An 18,091-nucleotide genomic window follows, 5' to 3' on the forward strand; every position below is an offset into this window, starting at 1 on the left:
AAAAGTGACCCCCCGCTCGAGTGGCCGCTGAGGACTTGGTAATCTTTTCGAGCAAGAACAGAGCAGGCCCCTTTAGCTCAGTCGGCAGAGCGTCTCCATGGTAAGGAGAAGGTCTACGGTTCGATTCCGTAAAGGGGCTCGGTGACCTACGCCGCGATGCGTAAGCACGTATCGCGGCTTGGGCCATGTGCGGCGGTGTAGCTCAGTTGGCAGAGCAAGCGGCTCATAATCGCTGTGTCGCCGGTTCAAGTCCGGCCACCGCTACGCGAGTGGGTGAGCCTTGTTTGCGGACTGCGCAAACCTTGCTCGCTCCGCCGTTATCCCGGGGGTCGGACCCCCGGACCCCCGCCAGGGGGCGAGCCCCCTGGACCCCCGATCGGCGCCTGCCGAAGGTGGTTGTTGGGGGACCTTTTCTGTGTAGAGAGAGGCTAGTGCCGTGGCTGCGACCGACGTGCGACCGAAGATCACGCTGGCGTGCGAAGAGTGCAAGCACCGCAACTACATCACCAAGAAGAACCGGCGCAACAACCCGGATCGCCTGGAGATGAAGAAGTTCTGCCCGAACTGCGGTACGCACCGGACCCACAAGGAGACCCGCTGAGCGCTCCGCGCTCGCGCGTCCCACGCGACCTTTCACAGGCCGTCCCCGTTACCCGGGGGCGGCCTGTTGGCGTTGAACGGTGATTTACCAACCAATCCGTCCTGGTTGGCAAGTTACCGACTAAAGTCGGTTCCACTTTCGGGTGACGCTGAACACACTGTGTATCGCCGGTCACGGCCGGTGTTCTGTTCGGTCCCCTGCGAAAGTGAGTTGCCGGATGAAGATCACTACGGGACGGCGTCGCCTCGCCCAGTCCGCGGTCGCGCTGCTGGCCGGAGCCACGGCGATCGGTTTCCTCACCCCGGCCACCGCGGCCGCCGGAGTGGACGGCTACGCGGCCGAGGTCGCCGACGCCGCCGTCGCTTCGGTCACCGCGAAGGGCCTCACCGAAGCCCAGGCGAAGCAGTTGCTGAACACCCAGGAAGCCCGGTCGACGACGCTGAACACCGCGCTCGGCGCGCTCGGCGACCGCCAGGCCGGTGGGTTCTTCGAGGCCGACGGCACCCCGGTGGTGAACGTGCTCGACGCGACCGCCGCCGAGCAGGTCGCCGCGACCGGCGCGGTCGCCAAGGTGGTCAAGCACTCGGCGGCCCAGCTGGAGTCCGCGCAGACCGCGCTCGAGGCCGTGCCCGCGGTGGCCCACACCTCGATCGGCAAGGACGCCACGACCAACCAGATCGTGGTCACCATCGCCGACGCCGCCCAGGGCACCGACGCCCTGCTGGCCGAGGTCGGCAAGCTCGGTGACCAGGTCCGCGTGCAGCACGTGGCCGGTGAGATGACCCCGGCCATCCTCAACGGCGAGGCGATCACCGGCGGCGGGTCCCGCTGCTCGGCGGGCTTCAACACCAACAAGGGCGGCCAGAACTACATCGTCGACGCCGGGCACTGCACCGGCGCGGTGGCCAACTGGGACGGCATCGGCCCGTCGGTCGAGGCCAGCTTCCCCGGCAACGACTACGGCCTGATCCAGAACAACAGCGGCGACGCCCCCGGCGCGGTGACCCTGTGGAACGGCTCCAGCCAGCCGATCACCTCGGCCGGCAACGCCACCCAGGGCCAGGAGATCTGCAAGAGCGGCAGCACCACCAACCTGACCTGCGGCTCGGTCACCGCCACCGACGTGACGGTGAACTACCCGCAGGGCGCGGTGGACGGCCTGATCCAGACCAGCGCGAGCGTCAACTCCGGTGACTCGGGCGGCTGCCTGTTCGCCGGCAGCGTCGGCGTCGGCATTACCTCCGGCATGGGCGGTGGCAGCTCGTTCTTCCAGCCGGTCACCGAAGCCCTCGGTGCCTACGGCGTCACGCTCAACTGACCCATCCCCTTTCGGAACGCTATGAGTGGGGCATTACTTGCAATGGATGCAAGTAATGCCCCACTCATTGCATTGGCAGCACGACCTGGCCCGGTAGCCTGCTCGGGTGCCTCTGGACCCCTCGTTCGCCGGCCGGGTGTACCCGCCGAGCAGCGCCTACGAAGTCAGCCGGGTGAAGATCGCCGAGTTCGCCGACGCGATCGGTGACGCCAATGCCCTCTTCCGCGACCCCGAAGCCGCGCGTGCGGCGGGCTACCCCGACGTGATCGCGCCGCCGACCTTCCTCACCGTGGTCAACCTCGCCGCGATCAACGTAATCGTCGGCGACCCGGAGCTGGGCCTGGACTACTCGCGCATGGTCCACGGCGACCAGAACTTCAAGCACACCCGCCCGGTGCACGCGGGCGACGTGCTCGAGCTGACCACGCACATCGACGAGATCATGACCCGCGCGGGCAACGACTTCATCACCCTGCGCGCGGACATCACCGACGCCGCCGGGCAGCACGTGTGCACCACGCGCGCCCAGCTGGTCGTCCGAGGGGAGGCCGCGTGAGCACGTTCACCGCGGGCGAGGAACTGCCGCCGCTGTCCGTCCGGGTGACCCGCGAACAGTTGGTCCGCTACGCCGGGGCGTCACTGGACTTCAACCCGATCCACTGGAACGAGGAGTTCGCCAGGTCGGTCGGCCTGCCGGACGTGATCGGCCACGGCATGCTCACCATGGCGCTGGGCGCCCGGATGATCACCGACTGGCTAGGCGACCCCGGCAGGCTCGCGGAGTACTTCACCCGGTTCACCCGCCCGGTCGTGGTACCAAACGACACCGAGGGCGCGCTGGTGGAGTTCAGCGCCAAGGTGGCCAAGGTCAACGAGGACGGCACCGCCCGCGTCGACGTGACCGCGAAGTTCGACGGAAAGTCGGTACTCGGCAAGGCTCAAGCCATCGTCCGTCCCTGACTAGCTGACCACCTTCTGCACGGCCTCGGCCATCGCCTGCTGGCCCTTCGCATTGGGGTGCAGGCCGATCGCGGGTGAGGTGGCCACCAGGCCCTCCACCCAGCGCGTGCCGGGGTTCGTGCAGACGTCGTGGCCCTTGGTGGGGGCCGCCGTGTCGGCGAAGCCGGCGTCGTTCTTGTCGGCGGTGTCGGAGAGGGTCTGGTTGAGGTCGCCGAGCGCGTCGCGCAGGTAGGCCACGTCCGGCACGCCGACCGGCAGGGCGGGCCAGCAGCCCTCGCCGTCGGGCAGCACGGTCGGGTAGCCGACCACGATGATCTTCGCCTTCGGTGCCTTGCCGCGGATCTTCTTCAGCAGGTCGGCGACCTTCTTGCCGGTGGCGTCGATCTTCGCGGCCAGCTGGTCCTTGCCGCCCGCGGTGAACTTCTCCTTGCAGGGCGCGGCGTTCGGCGAGCCGGCGACGCACTCACCGGCGAACCCGATGAACCCGACGTCGTTGCCGCCGATGCCCAGCGTGACCAGGGTCGTCGCCGCGTTGACCGCGTTGAGCTGCGGCGGGTTCGTGCCGTTGCTGGTCTTCTGCGAGCCGGTGATCGAGGCGGTCACCGCGCCGCTACAGCTGACGTCGGCGAATTCCGCGGGGTTGATCTCCGCGGCGACCAGGTGCGGGTAGTTGTTGTCGGACCGGGCGCAGCCCCCCGGTTCGCCCGCCTGCTTCCCGGTCTTCGGCGAGGAGGTGTAGGAGTCACCGAGCGCCACGTAGCGCCCGGTGCCCCCGCCGATCTCGGACCCCGGCGGCGCCGGAGCCGCCTCCGAGCCGCCGTTCTGCGTCTTGTAGTAGCCGAACCCGACGGCCGCCGCGAGCACCACTACCACCAGCAGGCAACCGCCGCCATTTTTCGCCACACGACCGTTTGTACGCGATCAGGCGAGGGTTGCACTCCCCGTACCGGGTGACGACGCCCCGTCACGGGCGAGCAGGTCGTTCAGCAGGCCCGCGGCCTGCGCCGGGCGATCGACCGTGACGTACACGCTGCGGCCGGACACGAGCACGAGCTTCAGCGCTTCGCCGCCGCGGACCTTGTACGCGGTGTCGCCGGTCAGCGGGTTGACGCGCAGGCCGAGGCCGGTGAAGAAGCTGACCGTGGCGACGTCGGCCCCGGCGATCCGGTCGAGCGGCACGTGCCTGCGGAAGACGACCATGCGGATGGTGACGCCGGTGCCGTCGACCCGCACCCGCAGCCGGGACACGGCGAACAGCGCGACCGCGACGGTGGCGGTGAAGAGCAGGTGGAAGTAGAGCGGCAGGTCGGTGGCCAGGAACGTGAGCGGGGCGAACACCGTGAGCAGTGGCAGGTAGTTGTTGGTCGCGCTGCCGGACCAGGTGGCGCGTTCGCCGGGACGCAGGCCGACGGACGGTCCCGTGGTGCTCTCCACCTCGCCGGTCTTCGGCGCCATGAGCGCGCCCAGCAGGCCGATGACGACCGGGATGCCGATCGTGCCGGAGAGCGCCAGCAGGAAGCCGTCGGCCTGGCGCCAGTCCGCCACGTCGAGGTTGGCGACCAGCACCACCAGCGCGACGGCGGCCGGGAGCGAGGCGAAACCCGCGCTGAGGCCGACGCCGATCCGGTGGGTCTTCCAGTTGAGCAGCAGGCTGCCCGCGACCAGGAGCACCGCGGTGGTGGCGAGCGTGACCGCCACGAAGACACCGGCGTCGGCCGTGCCGTCGGGGCTGCCGTTCTGCCAGTGCACGGCGATCGGGTCGGGCAGGCGGGTGCGCCAGTTCTCGTGGAGCAGGCCGGTGGCGATCGCGAGGGCGCCGGGCAGGCCGGCCGTGGCGAGGGTGGTGCGGAGTCGGTTCACGAGTAGCGCTCCTTGATCGTCCGGGTGAGCTCGTCGGCGTCGAGGCCGAGCCGCTTGGCCTCGGTGATGAGGTCGCCCACCAGTGCTGACAGCCGGGCGCGTTCCTCGGCGCCCGCGATGACCACCGCGCCGCGCCGGCGCCGCAGGTCGATGAGGCCCTCGTCGCGCAGTACCGCGTAGGCGCGCAGGACCGTGTGGATGTTGATTTCCAGTGAGGCCGCCAGCTCCCGCGCGGGCGGCAACTGCTCGCCGAGGGCGAGGTCGCCGTCGGCGAGCGCACGCCGGACCGCCGCCGCGACCTGCTCGAACAGCGGCAACGGGGAGGACGGATCGATGCGGACCAACATAGTTCTAACTGTACTAGAACTAAGCGCTTTGTTCTAGGTCATATAGAACTATCGCGGTCGAGTTGTCCACAGGAGTGGACACATGTGGACAACTCGGTGTGGATTTCCGGGGTCGTCGGTGGCGCGGAGTAGCGTCAGTGGTGGAGAAAGGAGGTCCGCCCAGGGACTCAGGAACCAGCCGCCATGGCGAACAGCTCGTCGGCGCGGTCGGTGGCTTCGGCGACATCGCCGGTGATGAAGTGCAGGTCGACGAAGGCCTCTTCGATCCCCGCCTCGCGCGCGGCGGAGAGCTGGGTGGCCACGTCGGTCAGCGTCGTGCCCGGACGCGGGTTCAGGCGCAGGATCCGCCGCAGCACGCCGGGGTCGCGACCGGCGCGTTCCGCGGCGGCGCGGATCACGTCCCATTGCCGTGCCATCACGTCGAACGGCCGTCCGGCGGGGAGCCAGCCGTCCGCCTTGCGGCCGACCCGCTCCAGCGCGGCGTCGGTCTGGGCGCCGAGCAGCAGCGGCGGGTGCGGGCGCTGCACGGGACGCAGGTCCACCCGGGACGGCGGGATCTGCCACAGCGGCCCGTCGTGCGCCACCGGGTCGCCGGTCCACATGGCCACCAGCGCGTCCATCAGTTCGTCGAGCCGCCGGCCCCGCGCCGCCCACGGCACGCCCGCCGCCGCGTACTCCGAGCGCATCCAGCCGATGCCGAGGCCCACGTCCAGCCGTCCGCGGCTGACCAGGTCGATCGAGGTCAGCGTGCGCGCGAGCAGGACGGGGGTGTGCAGGGTGCCGATCAGCGTGCTGCTGCCGAGCCGGATCCGCTCGGTGGCGGTCGCCGCCACGGTCAGCGCCACCAGGGGGTCGAAATACCTGGTGAACTGCGGTGGGTACGGCCGCTCCGGGGTGCCGCCCGGGTAGAGGTCGCTGGGCTCCAGCGGCGTCAGCACCCGGTCGCCCACCCACAGGGAGTCGTAGCCGACCTTTTCGGCGTGCGCCGCGAAGGCGGCGATGCCCGCCGGGTCGGCGTGGGCGCCGTAGTGCGGCAGGCCGATGCCGAGCCGCATCACTTCGCCTCACCGAGCAGCCGCGCGACCCGCGTGATGCCCTCGACCAGCTCGTCCTCGGCCAGTGCGTAGGAGAACCGGAAGTACCCGGGCGTGCCGAACGCCTCGCCCGGCACCGCGGCGACCTCGGCCTCACGCAGGAGCAGGTCGGCCAGCTGCACCGTGTCGGCCGGTCGTTCGCCGCGGATTTCCTTGCCCAGAAGGGATTTCACCGATGGATACGCGTAGAAGGCACCCTCCGGCGTCGGGCAGTCGACGCCGGGGATCGCCGACAGCATCGACACGATCGTGCGACGCCGCTGGTCGAACGACTCCCGCATGCGTGCCACCGCGTCCAGCGGCCCGGCCACCGCCGCCAGCGCCGCGCGCTGCGAAACGTTGGCCACGTTGCCGCACAGGTGCGACTGGTAGCTCGCGGCCGCCTTGATCACGTCGGCGGGCCCGACCAGCCACCCGACCCGCCAGCCGGTCATCGAGTAGGTCTTCGCGACGCCGTTCAGCACCAGCGTGCGGTCGGCCATCTCCGGCACCACCACCGGCAGCGACTCCGCCTTCACGCCGTCGTAGACCAGGTGCTCGTAGATCTCGTCCGCGACCACCCAGATGCCGTGTTCGAGCGCCCAGCGCCCGATCGCTTCGACCTGCTCACGCGGGTAGACCGCGCCGGTCGGGTTCGACGGCGAGTTGAACAGCAGCACCTTCGTCCGCGGCGTCCGCGCGGCCTCCAGCTGCGCCACGCTGACCAGGTAGCCGGTCGACTCGTCGGCGGTCACCTGCACCGGAACGCCACCCGCCAGGGTGATCGATTCGGGGTAGGTGGTCCAGTACGGCGCGGGCAGCAGCACCTCGTCGCCGGGATCGAGCAGGGTGGCGAAGGCCGAGTAGACCGCCTGCTTGCCGCCGTTGGTCACCAGCGTCTGCGCGGCCTCCACCTCGAGCCCGGAGTCGCGCAGGGTCTTCGCCGCGATCGCCTCACGCAGTTCGGGCAGGCCGGCGGCCGCGGTGTAGCCATGGTTGGCGCGATCATGCACCGCCGCGGCGGCCGCTTCGACCACGTAATCCGGGGTGGGGAAATCGGGTTGACCGGCGCCGAAGCCGATCACCGGCCTGCCCTGCGCCTTGAGCGCCTTGGCCTTGGCGTCCACGGCCAGGGTGGCGGAGGGGTTGATGCCGGCGATCCTGGCCGAGATCCGGCCGCTGGTGGTCATGGGGGCAGTTTTCCACGGCGGGTGCCCTTCGCCACAGGGTGGCCGGAGCCCACAGCAGGGGTAGGTTGCACAGGGCAGTGGGTCTTACCGTAGACTTCCGAACTTGGAACGCCCGACACTCGTCCCCGCAGGGATGCGGGGAGGGTCGAATGCGTCCACGAGCGGCGGTTGCGCTCAAAGGGGTGTAGCTCAATTGGCAGAGCAGCGGTCTCCAAAACCGCAGGTTGCAGGTTCAAGTCCTGTCACCCCTGCGTATCAGTCGGTGAAGCGGAGGAGTGGTTCGTGAGCGAGGACGGCGAGAAGGACCAGGAGAAGGAGCCGAAGCGCCCTTCTCGTCCGGTCACCGCCGCGGCTCGGCGTGAGCGTCGCGCCTCCGCCCGGCCAGCCGGCAAGGCAGGCGCGGCCAAGTCCGAAGAGGACGGGGACAAGACCCGGCCGGCGGGCAAGGCGTCCGACGCCAAGGCCAAGCCGACGCCGAAGCGTGATCGCAAGGAGAAGCAGGCCTCTCCGATCAAGCGGCTCGGCCGCTTCATCCGCGAGGTGTGGTCGGAGCTGCGGAAGGTCATCTGGCCGACCCGTAAGCAGATGGTCACCTACACCGCGGTGGTGCTGGTCTTCCTGGCCTTCATGGTGGCCCTGGTCTTCGGCCTGGACCTCGTGTTCCACGAGGCCATCGGTGCCGTATTCGGCAACTGAGCGCGCTGCGGACCGCCGCTGAGGACAGCGGCGCCACGGCGATGCCCCGAGTACGACACGTGATCAACTGAGAGGACGGAACGTGACCTCCGACAACGGCACAGGCAGCGGTCAGGAGCTGACCGACCTTTCCGACGCGCAGGTGGTCGAGGCCGTCGACGGTGCGGACACCGCCGACAGCGACGACGACGCCACCGAGCCGGTAGAGGCGGACAGCTCCGACGAGCCGGCCGAAGACGCGGCGGCCACGGAACCGGCCGAAGAGGCCGAGGAGCTCCAGGAGCCCGAAGCCGACGAGGACGAGGACCCGGTCGCCAAGCTGCGCGCGGAACTCCGCGCCGCGCCCGGCGAGTGGTACGTGGTGCACTCGTACGCGGGTTACGAGAACAAGGTCAAGACCAACCTCGAGACCCGTACCCAGACGCTGGACGTCGAGGAGTACATCTTCCAGATCGAGGTGCCCACCGAAGAGGTCACCGAGATCAAGAACGGCCAGCGCAAGCAGGTGCAGCGCAAGGTGCTGCCCGGCTACATCCTGGTCCGGATGGAGCTGAACGACGCTTCCTGGAGCGCGGTCCGCAACACCCCTGGGGTCACCGGTTTCGTCGGCGCCACCTCGCGCCCGTCGCCGCTGACCATCGACGAGGTGCTGAAGTTCCTCGCGCCGCAGGTCGAGAAGGCCGCCCCGGCCAAGAGCAAGGGCGAGTCCGCGACGACGGAGGCCCCGCTCGGCGGCGGTACCGTGGAGGTGGACTTCGAGGTCGGCGAGTCGGTCACGGTGATGGACGGCCCGTTCGCCACCCTGCCCGCCACGATCAGCGAAGTGAACGCCGACGGGCAGAAGCTGAAGGTCCTGGTGTCGATCTTCGGCCGGGAGACCCCGGTCGAGCTGTCGTTCAACCAGGTCTCCAAGATCTGACGGCTCGGCTGTCGAGCCGGCAGTCCCCGCGTACTGGCAGGTGTGCGGGGGACTTGATAGTGAGAAGGACACGAAGCAATGCCACCCAAGAAGAAGAAGCTTGCAGCGATCATCAAGCTGCAGATCTCGGCGGGGGCCGCGAACCCGGCTCCGCCGGTCGGCCCCGCGCTGGGTCAGCACGGCGTCAACATCATGGAGTTCTGCAAGGCCTACAACGCGGCGACTGAGTCCCAGCGCGGCAACGTGGTGCCGGTCGAGATCTCCGTGTACGAGGACCGGTCGTTCGACTTCAAGCTGAAGACGCCGCCGGCCGCGAAGCTGCTGCTGAAGGCCGCTGGCGTGGAGAAGGGCTCCGGCGAGCCGCACAAGACCAAGGTCGCCAAGGTCACCTGGGACCAGGTCCGCGAGATCGCCGAGACCAAGAAGAGCGACCTCAACGCCAACGACATCGACCAGGCCGCGAAGATCATCGCCGGCACCGCCCGGTCCATGGGCATCACGGTCGAGGGCTGACCCACCGCACCACCCGCGAAATCGCGCTGATGTCTGGACTGAGCGATTCGATCGGCCCCCACGGCCGGGCGAATCGAGAAGGAAGACATCAGCTCCCCAGCGATTTCGCCGCCCCGCCGAAGGTGGGGCAGAAGACACCGTGGCAGGGCCAGGCGCTGGCCCGGACCACAACTGATCCAATTCTTGAGCACGCTAGTTAAGGACAGGGCATGACCAAGCGCAGCAAGGCCTATCGCCAGGCCTCCGAGCTGATCGACCGCGAGCGGCTGTACGCCCCGCTCGAGGCCGCCAAGCTCGCCAAGGAGACCTCCAAGACCAAGATGAACGCCACCGTCGAGGTCGCCATGCGCCTCGGGGTGGACCCCCGCAAGGCCGACCAGATGGTCCGCGGCACCGTGAACCTGCCGCACGGCACCGGTAAGACCGCCCGCGTCATCGTCTTCGCCACCGGCGACAAGGCCGCCGAGGCCGAAGCCGCCGGCGCGGACGCGGTCGGCACCGACGAACTGATCGAGCGCATCCAGGGTGGCTGGCTCGACTTCGACGCCGCGATCGCGACGCCGGACCAGATGGCGAAGGTCGGGCGCATCGCCCGGATCCTCGGCCCGCGTGGCCTGATGCCGAACCCGAAGACCGGCACGGTGACCCCCGCGGTCGCCAAGGCGGTCGCCGACATCAAGGGCGGGAAGATCAACTTCCGCGTCGACAAGCAGGCCAACCTGCACCTGGTGATCGGCAAGGCCTCGTTCGACACCGACAAGCTGGTGGAGAACTACGCCGCCGCGCTGGACGAGATCCTGCGCGCCAAGCCGTCGTCGGCGAAGGGCCGGTACCTGAAGAAGGTCACCTTCACCACGACCATGGGCCCCGGTATCCCGGTGGACCCGGCTCGCACCCGCAACCTCCTCTCCGAGGACGCGAACGCCTGAGTCGCTTGAAGCAAGGAAGAAGGGGCGGTCCCGCGGGACCGCCCCTTCTTCGTGTGCTCAGAGGGTGGCGAGCTTGGCTTCGAGCTGGTCCGCGAGCTTGTTCATGATCTTCGCGTAACTGGCGTAGCTGAGCGGGGCGACGGCGTCCCACTCGACGAAGCGGTCGTTCGCGGCGGCGGGCATCGCGGCGAACACCGGGTTCGCCTTGAGCTGCGCGGGCGGGATCGAGGCCGGTCGCGTGTCCCACATCAGGATGTCGGCCTGGTACTTGTCCGCGCGTTCCCAGGACAGGATCTCGAAGTAGCCGCCGCCGGTGGTGTCCGGCGCGTCCGGCGTCCGGATCGGCAGGCCGAGGCCCTCGGTGTAGTAGGCGAGGTCGGGATTGCGGCCGGGGACCACGACGAAGTACTGGTCGGGCAGGCCGCCGACGGCCAGGATGCTGCGGTTCTCCGCCTTCATCCGGGTGCCGATGACGCGGACCCGCTGGGTGGCCGCCTGGAACGCCTGCTCGTCGGCCTTGACCCGCTCGGAGTCGACGTCACCGCCGAGGCTGCGGGCGAGGTCCTTGTAGCGGGAGATGGTCTTGGGCAGGTCGGCGCCGGACTGGACGATGCCCGCGGTCGGGGTGATCTCCAGTGCGCGCTTCTCCTGGTCCTCCTTGAGGTGCCAGAGGCCGGGGAACTCGGCGTACTTGCCGCTGACCAGCAGCTCCGGCTGGAGCGACGCGAGGCGCTCGAGGTTCAGCTCGCCGTACGCCGGGCCGGTCACGTCGGTCACCTCGGACGGCACCAGGCTGCCCGCCTCCGGCTCGACCGTGCCGTCGGGGCGGGAGAGGGGGCCGAAGGTGCCGGTCACCTTCACCCCGAAGTCCTTCAACGCCGCCGCCGAAGACACCTGGGCGACGACCCGCTGAGGGGTGGCGGCGGCGGTCACCGTGGTGCCGCGGTCGTCGGTGAAGGACCAGCCACCGGCTGCCGGAGCGGCCGCCTGCTCGCCCGAACCGCAGGCCGTGAGGGATACGAGCGCGATGGCCACCGTCGCCACCAGCGTCTTGCTGCGCAATGGAACAACCTCCGTCAAGTTAGGTAAGTAGACCCTAACCTCGACGGCCGTCCGATTCGGACACCTGTGACGAGCATCAGTTCGACGGCGGCACGCTCGGCTTGACGCCCGGGCACGGGTTCGGGCCGGCTTCGTGGCCGGTGATCAGCCACTGCTCGCCCTTGACCGGGGCGCCGGAGGCGTCCACCTTCTGCCGCTCGACGGTGAACACGCCGAGCGCGCGGCCGCCGCCCTTGATGTCGTAGTCGCACGAATCGATCACGAACACGTCGCCGGGCAGCTCGCCCGACCTGTTGAACGGGATCGACTGGGCGTACTGGGTCTTGTTGGTGACCTCGGTGCTGAGCTGGTTGACCGCCTGCTCGCAGTCGGCGAAGCCCAGGTCCGCGGCGAACTTGGCCTGCGCGGGCTTGGCCAGGTTGCCGCAGGCCAGGTCCGGGCGGTTCTGCGCGATCTGCTGGTAGACCAGCTGGACCGCGCGGTACGGGTTGGGCTGGAGCAGCTCGGTGGCGCTGTAGGTGCCGCGACCGGCCTCCGGGGCGGGCAGGTCCTCGTCCTCGCCGGGGAAGAAGTGGTTGTAGGCCCAGGTGGCGGCGAGGGCCAGCAGGAGGAGCAGGATCAGCCAGCCGAGCAGCTTCTTGCCGATCCAGGTCAGCCAGCGCGGGACCTTGGGGCGGGGCGGGGGCGGGGGCTGCCACTGCGGCTGGTGGCTCAGCTCGCCACCCGGCTGGTGGCTCGGCTGGGGCAGCGGCGGCTGCGGGTTCGGCTGCGGGGGTGGCTGGTGACTCAGCTCGGAACCGGGCTGCTGGGCGACTTCGCCGCCCTGGGCTTTTTGGGCCTCGGAGAACTTGAGGAACTCCTGGAATTGCTGGAACTGCTGGAACTGGCGCAGCTGCTCCGGGTCGGCGGGCGGGGTCGGGTCCGCCCGGCGAGCGGGTTCGACCTCGGCCCCGGGGTGCTCTTCTCCACGCTGGTCCGCCACGCGTCCATGATGCCGGTCCGGGCGCGCCCCGTCTGCCCGCCACCCTGCTTTCGCGGGCAAAAGCAGGGTGGTCGCCAAGGGCTCGCGCGGGGCACGTATAGTTGTCGATGGTTCTACCGAAGACCGCTGGTCTTCCCTGGGTGAAAGCCCGGGGAACGAAGGTCCCCCAAGTTTGGCGGGCGGCCCGCGCAGGAGGAACGTGGCTGGCCGTCTCGTACGGCCGTTGACGCCCCGCGCCTGTCTGCGCTGGGGCGTTTTGTCGTTCCCAGGGTCCCTCCACGGCGGTCACTAGCCAAGAGAGGAGGCGACCATGGCGAAGCCCGACAAGGTGACGGCCGTCGCCGAGATCGCGGACAGGTTCCGTACGAGCTCGGCCACCGTTGTCACCGAGTACACCGGCCTCTCCGTCGCCCAGCTGTCGCAGCTGCGTGTCGCTCTCGGCTCCAGTGCCAAGTACCGCGTCGCGAAGAACACCCTCGTCCAGCGCGCTGCGCAGGAAGCCGGTGTCCAGGGTCTGGATGACCTCTTCGTCGGCCCGACCGCGATCGCCTTCGTCGAAGGTGAAGCGGTCGACGCCGCGAAGGCGCTCCGTGACTTCGCGAAGGACAACAACGCCCTGGTCATCAAGGGCGGCTACATGGACGGCAAGCCCCTCAGCGTCGCCGAGATCAACCGCCTGGCGGATCTCGAAAGCCGCGAGGTGCTGCTCTCCAAGGCCGCCGGCGCGTTCAAGGCCAAGTTGTCCCAGGCTGCCGCGCTGTTCCAAGCGCCGGCTTCCCAGGTCGCCCGGCTCGCCGCCGCGCTCGAAGAGAAGCGCCGTGGCGAAGAGGGCGACGCGGGCGAAGCACCTGCCGAAAGCTGATCCCCACCCCCTGAACTCTAAGTTCACATCCAGAGAGGAACGCCATCATGGCGAAGCTGAGCACCGACGAACTGCTCGACGCCTTCAAGGAGCTGACGCTGCTTGAGCTGTCCGAGTTCGTGAAGCAGTTCGAGGAGACCTTCGACGTCACCGCCGCCGCGCCGGCCGCCGTCGTCGCCGCCGCCCCGGGTGCGGGTGCCGCCCCGGCCGCCGAGGAGCAGGACGAGTTCGACGTCGTCCTCGAGTCGGCCGGCGAGAAGAAGATCCAGGTCATCAAGGTCGTCCGCGAGGTCGTCTCGGGCCTGGGCCTGAAGGAAGCCAAGGACCTGGTCGAGGGTGCGCCCAAGGCCATCCTGGAGAAGGTCGACAAGGAGGCCGCGCAGGCCGCCAAGGAGAAGCTCGAGGGCGCCGGCGCCAAGATCACCCTCAAGTGATCTGACGCTGACCCACGCGAAAAGGGGCGGGCACCGCGAGGTGCTCGCCCCTTTTTCGTCGGCACCCGCCGGATGGGTGCGCGAGTGCGGCGAATGGGCTACGGTGCTGCCACCGCGCCCGACCCAGCCCCGCGGGAAAACTCGTGAGTAACCTGTGTCCACCCTGCTCGTTGCTACACCAGGGTGGGTACGAGAGCCGACGATGAAGACTGCTCCTGGAGGTGCGATGGGTGCCGAGGTGGTCGTCGAGGGTCTGACGAAGTCCTTCGGAAGGCAGGCCATCTGGCGGGACGTGACACTGAGCCTGCCGCCAGGCGAGGTCTCGGTGCTGCTGGGCCCGTCGGGAACCGGGAAGTCGGTGTTCCTGAAGTCGATGATCGGCCTGCTCAAGCCCGAGCGCGGCAGCTGCATGATCAACGGCGTGGACATCGTCCGGTGCTCGGAATCGAAGCTGTACGAAACGCGCAAGCTGTTCGGCGTGCTGTTCCAGGACGGCGCGCTCTTCGGTTCGATGAACCTCTACGACAACGTCGCTTTCCCGCTTCGCGAGCACACCAAGAAGTCGGAAACCGAAGTCAAGCGGATCGTGCTGGAAAAGCTCGAGATGACCGGTCTTTCCGGCGCGGAGAAGAAACTCCCCGGCGAGATCTCCGGCGGGATGCGCAAGCGCGCCGGGCTGGCCCGCGCGCTGGTGCTGGACCCCGAGATCATCCTGGTCGACGAGCCGGACTCCGGCCTCGACCCGGTGCGCACCACCTACATCAGCCAGCTGTTCATCGACGTGAACACGCAGATCGACGCCACCTTCCTGATCGTCACGCACAACATCAACCTGGCGCGCACGGTCCCGGACAACATCGGCATGCTCTTCCGCAAGGAACTGGTCATGTTCGGCCCGCGCGAGGTGCTGCTGACCAGTGAGGAGCCGGTGGTCAAGCAGTTCCTGAACGGCCGGATGGACGGCCCGATCGGGATGAGCGAGGAAAAGGACTCCGCCACCCTGGCCGCGGAGAAGGCCATGTTCGAGGCCGGGCACCACGCCGGTGGCGTGGAGGACGTGCGCGGGGTGCCGCCGCAGATGCAGCCCACCCCCGGCCTGCCGGAGCGCCAGGGCGCCCGCCGCCGCCAGGACCGCGTGATGCGCAACCTGCACACGCTGCCCGCGGCCGCGCAGGAGAAGGTCATCGAATCGCTCTCGCCGGAGGAGCAGCGGCACTACGGCGTGCGCCCGCACCGGCTGGTCGGCGCCAGACCGCAGCACCAGTACCAGGGGCAGCCGCCGAACCAGCACACCGGGCAGCTCCCCTCCGACCAGATCGCCAGCATGCCCAGCAGCGGCTGGCGTGATCCACGTGATCCCGGGCAGGGCGGTACATGAGTTCGGCCACCTCCGCCAAGATCCCCGGGATCGGCATGCTCCGCGAGACCGGGAAGCTGTTCGCGCTCGGCCTCGACGTCATCCGCGGGATGTTCCAGCGCCCGTTCCAGGTGCGCGAGTTCATCCAGCAGTCCTGGTTCATCGCCAGCGTCACCGTCCTGCCGACGGCGCTGGTCGCCATCCCGTTCGGCGCGCTGGTCGCGCTGCAGCTCGGCTCGCTGATCACCCAGCTCGGCGCGCAGTCGTTCATCGGCGCGGCGAGCGTGCTGGCGATCATCCAGCAGGCCGCCCCGATCGTGACCGCGCTGCTGGTCGCCGGTGCCGGTGGCTCGGCGATCTGCGCGGACATCGGCGCCCGCACCATCCGCGAAGAGATCGACGCGATGGAGGTGCTCGGCGTCTCCGCGGTGCAGCGGCTGATCGTGCCGCGCGTGCTCGCCTCGATGCTCGTCGCGGTGCTGCTCAACGGCGTGGTCAGCGTGATCGGCGTGCTCGGCGGATACTTCTTCAACGTGGTGCTGCAGGGGGGTACGCCGGGTGCCTACCTGGCCAGCTTCTCCGCGCTGGCCCAGTTGCCCGACCTCTGGATCAGCGAGCTGAAGGCGCTCATCTTCGGGTTCATCGCCGGGGTGGTGGCGGCCTACCGCGGGCTGAACCCGCCGCCGGGGCCGAAGGGCGTCGGTGACGCGGTCAACCAGGCCGTGGTGATCACCTTCCTGCTGCTGTTCTTCGTCAACTTCATCCTGACCCTGCTGTACCTGCAGGTCGTTCCGGCGAAGGGGAGCTAGAGATGGCCATTCGCCACGCCTTCGGCGAGGGCGCGCGCCGGGTGGTGAACGCCCCGCTCGGCCTGCTCGACCAGCTCGGGGACCAGCTGTCGTTCTACATCCGCGCGCTGGCCTGGGTTCCGCAGTCGCTGCGCAAGTACATGAAGGAGACGATGCGGCTGCTCGCCGAGGTGAGCTTCGGCTCCGGCGCGCTCGCCGTGATCGGCGGCACGGTCGGCGTGATGGTCGGCCTGACCGTGTTCACCGGTGTGGTGGTCGGCCTGCAGGGCTTCGCCGCGCTGGACCAGATCGGCACCGCGGCCTTCGCCGGGTTCGCCTCCGCCTACATCAACACCCGCGAGATCGCGCCGCTGGTCGCCGGGCTGGCGCTGTCGGCGACGGTCGGCGCCGGGTTCACCGCCCAGCTGGGCGCGATGCGCATCTCCGAGGAGATCGACGCGCTGGAAGTGATGGGCGTGCCGAGCCTGCCGTACCTGGTCACCACCCGGATCATCGCCGGGTTCATCGCGGTGATCCCGCTGTACATCATCGGGCTGCTGATGTCCTACCTCGGCTCGCGAATAGTCACGGTGTACTTCTACGGGCAGTCCGCGGGCACCTACGACCACTACTTCAACCTGTTCCTGCCACCCGAAGACGTGTTCATCTCCTTCATCAAGGTGCTGATCTTCGCGGTGATCATCATCCTGTCGCACTGCTACTACGGCTACCGCGCCAGCGGCGGCCCCGCCGGCGTCGGCGTGGCCGTCGGCCGGGCGGTGCGGACCACGATCGTCACCGTGGCGATCGTCAACTTCTTCATCGGGTTCGCCATCTGGGGGACCACCACGACGGTGAGGATCGCCGGATGAGCACCCTTCGCAAGCGGCTGCTCGGGCTCGCGTTCATCGTGGTGATGATCGGCGGGGTCACCCTGAGCATCGCCATGTACAACAAGGCCTTCAGCACCTTCGTGCACGTCAGGCTGCAGGCCGACAAGGTGGGCAACCAGCTGGCCCGCCAGTCGGACGTCAAGGTCCGCGGGCTGATCGTCGGCGTGGTCTCCGACATCGCGCCCACGCCGGACGGCTCCGAGCTGACCCTGGAGCTGGAGCCGGAGTCGGCGCAGCTGATCCCCGCCAACGTCTCCGCGCGGTTCCTGCCGAAGACGCTGTTCGGCGAGCGGTTCGTCTCGCTGGAGATCCCGGAGAACGCCGACCAGACCCGGATCGCCGACGGTGACGTGATCCCGCAGGACCGCAGTTCCAGCGCGGTCGAGCTGTCGCAGGCCTTCGAGCACCTGCTCCCGGTGCTGCAGGCGGTGCAGCCGCAGAAGCTGTCGAGCACGCTCTCGGCGATTTCCACCGCGCTGCAGGGTCGCGGCGAGCCGCTCGGCGAGACGCTGAGCGAACTCGGCCAGTACGTCGGCGACCTGAACCCGCACCTGCCGGAGTTGCAGCACAACCTGGAGGAGCTGGCGAAGTTCTCCGACAACTTCTCCGACAGCGCGCCGGAACTGGTGCAGGCGCTGGACAACCTGACCACCACCACCGGCACGATCGCCGAGCAGAAGCAGAACCTCGAGTCGCTCTACGGCAACCTGACCAACGCCTCGGTGGACCTCGGGTCCTTCCTCTCGGCGAACAAGTCGAACCTCATCGCGCTCGCCGACACCGCGCGCCCGACCGCGGAACTGCTGGCGAAGTACGCGCCGGAGTACCCGTGCGTGATCGGGCAGATGGCCGACGTGCTGCCGCGGATCGACGAGGCGCTCGGCAAGGGCACCGGCAGGCCGGGGCTGCACGCGACCATCGAGATCGTGGTGAACCGCGGGCCGTACAAGCCGGGCCAGGACGAGCCGGAGTTCAACGACAAGCGCGGGCCGCGGTGCTACGACATGAACCAGTTCCCGCAGCCCTTCCCGCAGCACCCGCCGGAAGGCCCGATCGACGACGGCAGCAAGCACCCGCCCGCCGCCCGCTCGCAGAACGACGGCCTGCTCCCGCCCGCCAACGCCGCGAACGCGGTCGGCCTCGGCGGTGGCGCGCCCGGTGGCGAGCTGGCCTACAGCCCCGCTGAGCAGCGCTTCCTCGCCGAACTGCTGGGCATGCAGGCCGGGGTGGACGCCGCGCAGGTGCCGGACTGGAGCGGATTGCTGGTGGGACCGCTGTACCGCGGTGCGGAGGTGATCGTGAAGTGA

Annotated in this window: 21 protein-coding genes and 3 tRNA genes; 17 read left to right on the forward strand and 7 right to left on the reverse strand. The window is 69.1% G+C overall.

What is annotated here, in order from left to right; genetic code table 11:
* The first annotated feature begins 66 nt into the window (after positions 1–66).
* From JOM49_RS09410 to JOM49_RS09435, 6 genes are all read left to right on the forward strand, one after another.
* Positions 67–139 (forward strand) — tRNA-Thr (locus tag JOM49_RS09410).
* A 52-nt stretch (positions 140–191) separates the two neighbouring features.
* Positions 192–264 (forward strand) — tRNA-Met (locus tag JOM49_RS09415).
* Positions 265–436: 172 nt separating this feature from the next.
* Positions 437–601 carry a 50S ribosomal protein L33 gene (gene rpmG / locus JOM49_RS09420; protein WP_005152047.1) on the forward strand — a complete coding sequence of 55 codons (165 nt, stop codon included), beginning with the start codon at positions 437–439 and terminating at the stop codon, positions 599–601.
* 217 nt (positions 602–818) lie between these two features.
* Positions 819–1,919, forward strand: coding sequence for a S1 family peptidase (locus tag JOM49_RS09425; protein ID WP_209663943.1), 1,101 nt, complete (start codon positions 819–821; stop codon positions 1,917–1,919).
* Positions 1,920–2,025: 106 nt separating this feature from the next.
* Positions 2,026–2,475: a MaoC family dehydratase N-terminal domain-containing protein gene (locus JOM49_RS09430; RefSeq protein WP_209663944.1), complete on the forward strand. Its 450-nt coding sequence runs from the start codon at positions 2,026–2,028 to the stop codon at positions 2,473–2,475.
* The gene (locus tag JOM49_RS09435; protein WP_209663945.1) at positions 2,472–2,879 is read left to right on the forward strand and encodes a MaoC family dehydratase; all 408 of its coding nucleotides are present in this window, start codon (positions 2,472–2,474) and stop codon (positions 2,877–2,879) included. The genes JOM49_RS09430 and JOM49_RS09435 overlap by 4 nt, the downstream gene beginning before the upstream one ends.
* Here the strand turns inward: JOM49_RS09435 and JOM49_RS09440 are convergent, their stop codons facing one another.
* The 5 genes from JOM49_RS09440 to JOM49_RS09460 form a co-directional block, all read right to left on the reverse strand.
* Positions 2,880–3,782 carry an SGNH/GDSL hydrolase family protein gene (locus JOM49_RS09440; RefSeq protein ID WP_209663946.1) on the reverse strand — a complete coding sequence of 301 codons (903 nt, stop codon included), beginning with the start codon at positions 3,780–3,782 and terminating at the stop codon, positions 2,880–2,882.
* Positions 3,783–3,800: 18 nt separating this feature from the next.
* Entirely contained in the window at positions 3,801–4,739 is a 939-nt protein-coding gene (locus JOM49_RS09445; protein WP_209663947.1) for a hypothetical protein, read from the reverse strand.
* On the reverse strand, positions 4,736–5,086 hold the full coding sequence (locus JOM49_RS09450) for a GntR family transcriptional regulator (protein ID WP_209663948.1): 351 nt from the start codon (positions 5,084–5,086) through the stop codon (positions 4,736–4,738). Before JOM49_RS09450 ends, JOM49_RS09445 begins: the two co-directional genes overlap by 4 nt.
* Before the next feature lie 167 nt (positions 5,087–5,253).
* Positions 5,254–6,141: a TIGR03619 family F420-dependent LLM class oxidoreductase gene (locus JOM49_RS09455; protein ID WP_209663949.1), complete on the reverse strand. Its 888-nt coding sequence runs from the start codon at positions 6,139–6,141 to the stop codon at positions 5,254–5,256.
* Positions 6,141–7,349, reverse strand: a complete 1,209-nt coding sequence (locus JOM49_RS09460) for a pyridoxal phosphate-dependent aminotransferase (protein ID WP_209663950.1) — start codon at positions 7,347–7,349, stop codon at positions 6,141–6,143. The genes JOM49_RS09455 and JOM49_RS09460 overlap by 1 nt, the downstream gene beginning before the upstream one ends.
* A 178-nt stretch (positions 7,350–7,527) precedes the next feature.
* On the opposite strand from JOM49_RS09460, the gene JOM49_RS09465 reads away from it, so the two are divergent.
* From JOM49_RS09465 to rplA, 5 genes are all read left to right on the forward strand, one after another.
* Positions 7,528–7,600, forward strand: a tRNA-Trp gene (locus tag JOM49_RS09465).
* 31 nt (positions 7,601–7,631) lie between these two features.
* A complete protein-coding gene (gene secE, locus JOM49_RS09470; protein WP_209663951.1) occupies positions 7,632–8,045 on the forward strand; it encodes a preprotein translocase subunit SecE in 414 nt (137 codons plus the stop codon).
* An 82-nt stretch (positions 8,046–8,127) separates the two neighbouring features.
* Complete coding sequence (nusG, locus tag JOM49_RS09475) at positions 8,128–8,964, forward strand: transcription termination/antitermination protein NusG (protein WP_209663952.1); 837 nt, start codon at positions 8,128–8,130, stop codon at positions 8,962–8,964.
* Between the two features lie 78 nt (positions 8,965–9,042).
* Positions 9,043–9,477: a 50S ribosomal protein L11 gene (gene rplK, locus JOM49_RS09480; protein WP_113695832.1), complete on the forward strand. Its 435-nt coding sequence runs from the start codon at positions 9,043–9,045 to the stop codon at positions 9,475–9,477.
* A gap of 209 nt (positions 9,478–9,686) precedes the next feature.
* A complete protein-coding gene (gene rplA, locus JOM49_RS09485; protein ID WP_209663953.1) occupies positions 9,687–10,406 on the forward strand; it encodes a 50S ribosomal protein L1 in 720 nt (239 codons plus the stop codon).
* Between the two features lie 57 nt (positions 10,407–10,463).
* Here rplA and JOM49_RS09490 read toward each other — a convergent pair whose 3' ends face one another.
* Both JOM49_RS09490 and JOM49_RS09495 read right to left on the reverse strand, forming a co-directional pair.
* The gene (locus JOM49_RS09490) at positions 10,464–11,468 is read right to left on the reverse strand and encodes an ABC transporter substrate-binding protein (RefSeq protein ID WP_209663954.1); all 1,005 of its coding nucleotides are present in this window, start codon (positions 11,466–11,468) and stop codon (positions 10,464–10,466) included.
* A gap of 76 nt (positions 11,469–11,544) precedes the next feature.
* Entirely contained in the window at positions 11,545–12,450 is a 906-nt protein-coding gene (locus tag JOM49_RS09495) for a hypothetical protein (RefSeq protein WP_209663955.1), read from the reverse strand.
* Between the two features lie 310 nt (positions 12,451–12,760).
* On the opposite strand from JOM49_RS09495, the gene rplJ reads away from it, so the two are divergent.
* From rplJ to JOM49_RS09525, 6 genes are all read left to right on the forward strand, one after another.
* Complete coding sequence (gene rplJ / locus JOM49_RS09500) at positions 12,761–13,312, forward strand: 50S ribosomal protein L10 (RefSeq protein ID WP_209663956.1); 552 nt, start codon at positions 12,761–12,763, stop codon at positions 13,310–13,312.
* Between the two features lie 47 nt (positions 13,313–13,359).
* Positions 13,360–13,746: a 50S ribosomal protein L7/L12 gene (gene rplL / locus JOM49_RS09505; RefSeq protein ID WP_209663957.1), complete on the forward strand. Its 387-nt coding sequence runs from the start codon at positions 13,360–13,362 to the stop codon at positions 13,744–13,746.
* A 226-nt stretch (positions 13,747–13,972) separates the two neighbouring features.
* Positions 13,973–15,124 (forward strand): ABC transporter ATP-binding protein, encoded by a 1,152-nt coding sequence (locus JOM49_RS09510; protein WP_209663958.1) that lies wholly within the window; start codon positions 13,973–13,975, stop codon positions 15,122–15,124.
* Positions 15,121–15,912 carry an MlaE family ABC transporter permease gene (locus JOM49_RS09515; RefSeq protein WP_209663959.1) on the forward strand — a complete coding sequence of 264 codons (792 nt, stop codon included), beginning with the start codon at positions 15,121–15,123 and terminating at the stop codon, positions 15,910–15,912. Before JOM49_RS09510 ends, JOM49_RS09515 begins: the two co-directional genes overlap by 4 nt.
* A gap of 2 nt (positions 15,913–15,914) precedes the next feature.
* The gene (locus JOM49_RS09520; protein ID WP_209663960.1) at positions 15,915–16,763 is read left to right on the forward strand and encodes an MlaE family ABC transporter permease; all 849 of its coding nucleotides are present in this window, start codon (positions 15,915–15,917) and stop codon (positions 16,761–16,763) included.
* Complete coding sequence (locus JOM49_RS09525) at positions 16,760–18,091, forward strand: MCE family protein (RefSeq protein WP_209663961.1); 1,332 nt, start codon at positions 16,760–16,762, stop codon at positions 18,089–18,091. The genes JOM49_RS09520 and JOM49_RS09525 overlap by 4 nt, the downstream gene beginning before the upstream one ends.

Source organism: Amycolatopsis magusensis, from assembly GCF_017875555.1.
Taxonomy (GTDB): domain Bacteria; phylum Actinomycetota; class Actinomycetes; order Mycobacteriales; family Pseudonocardiaceae; genus Amycolatopsis; species Amycolatopsis magusensis.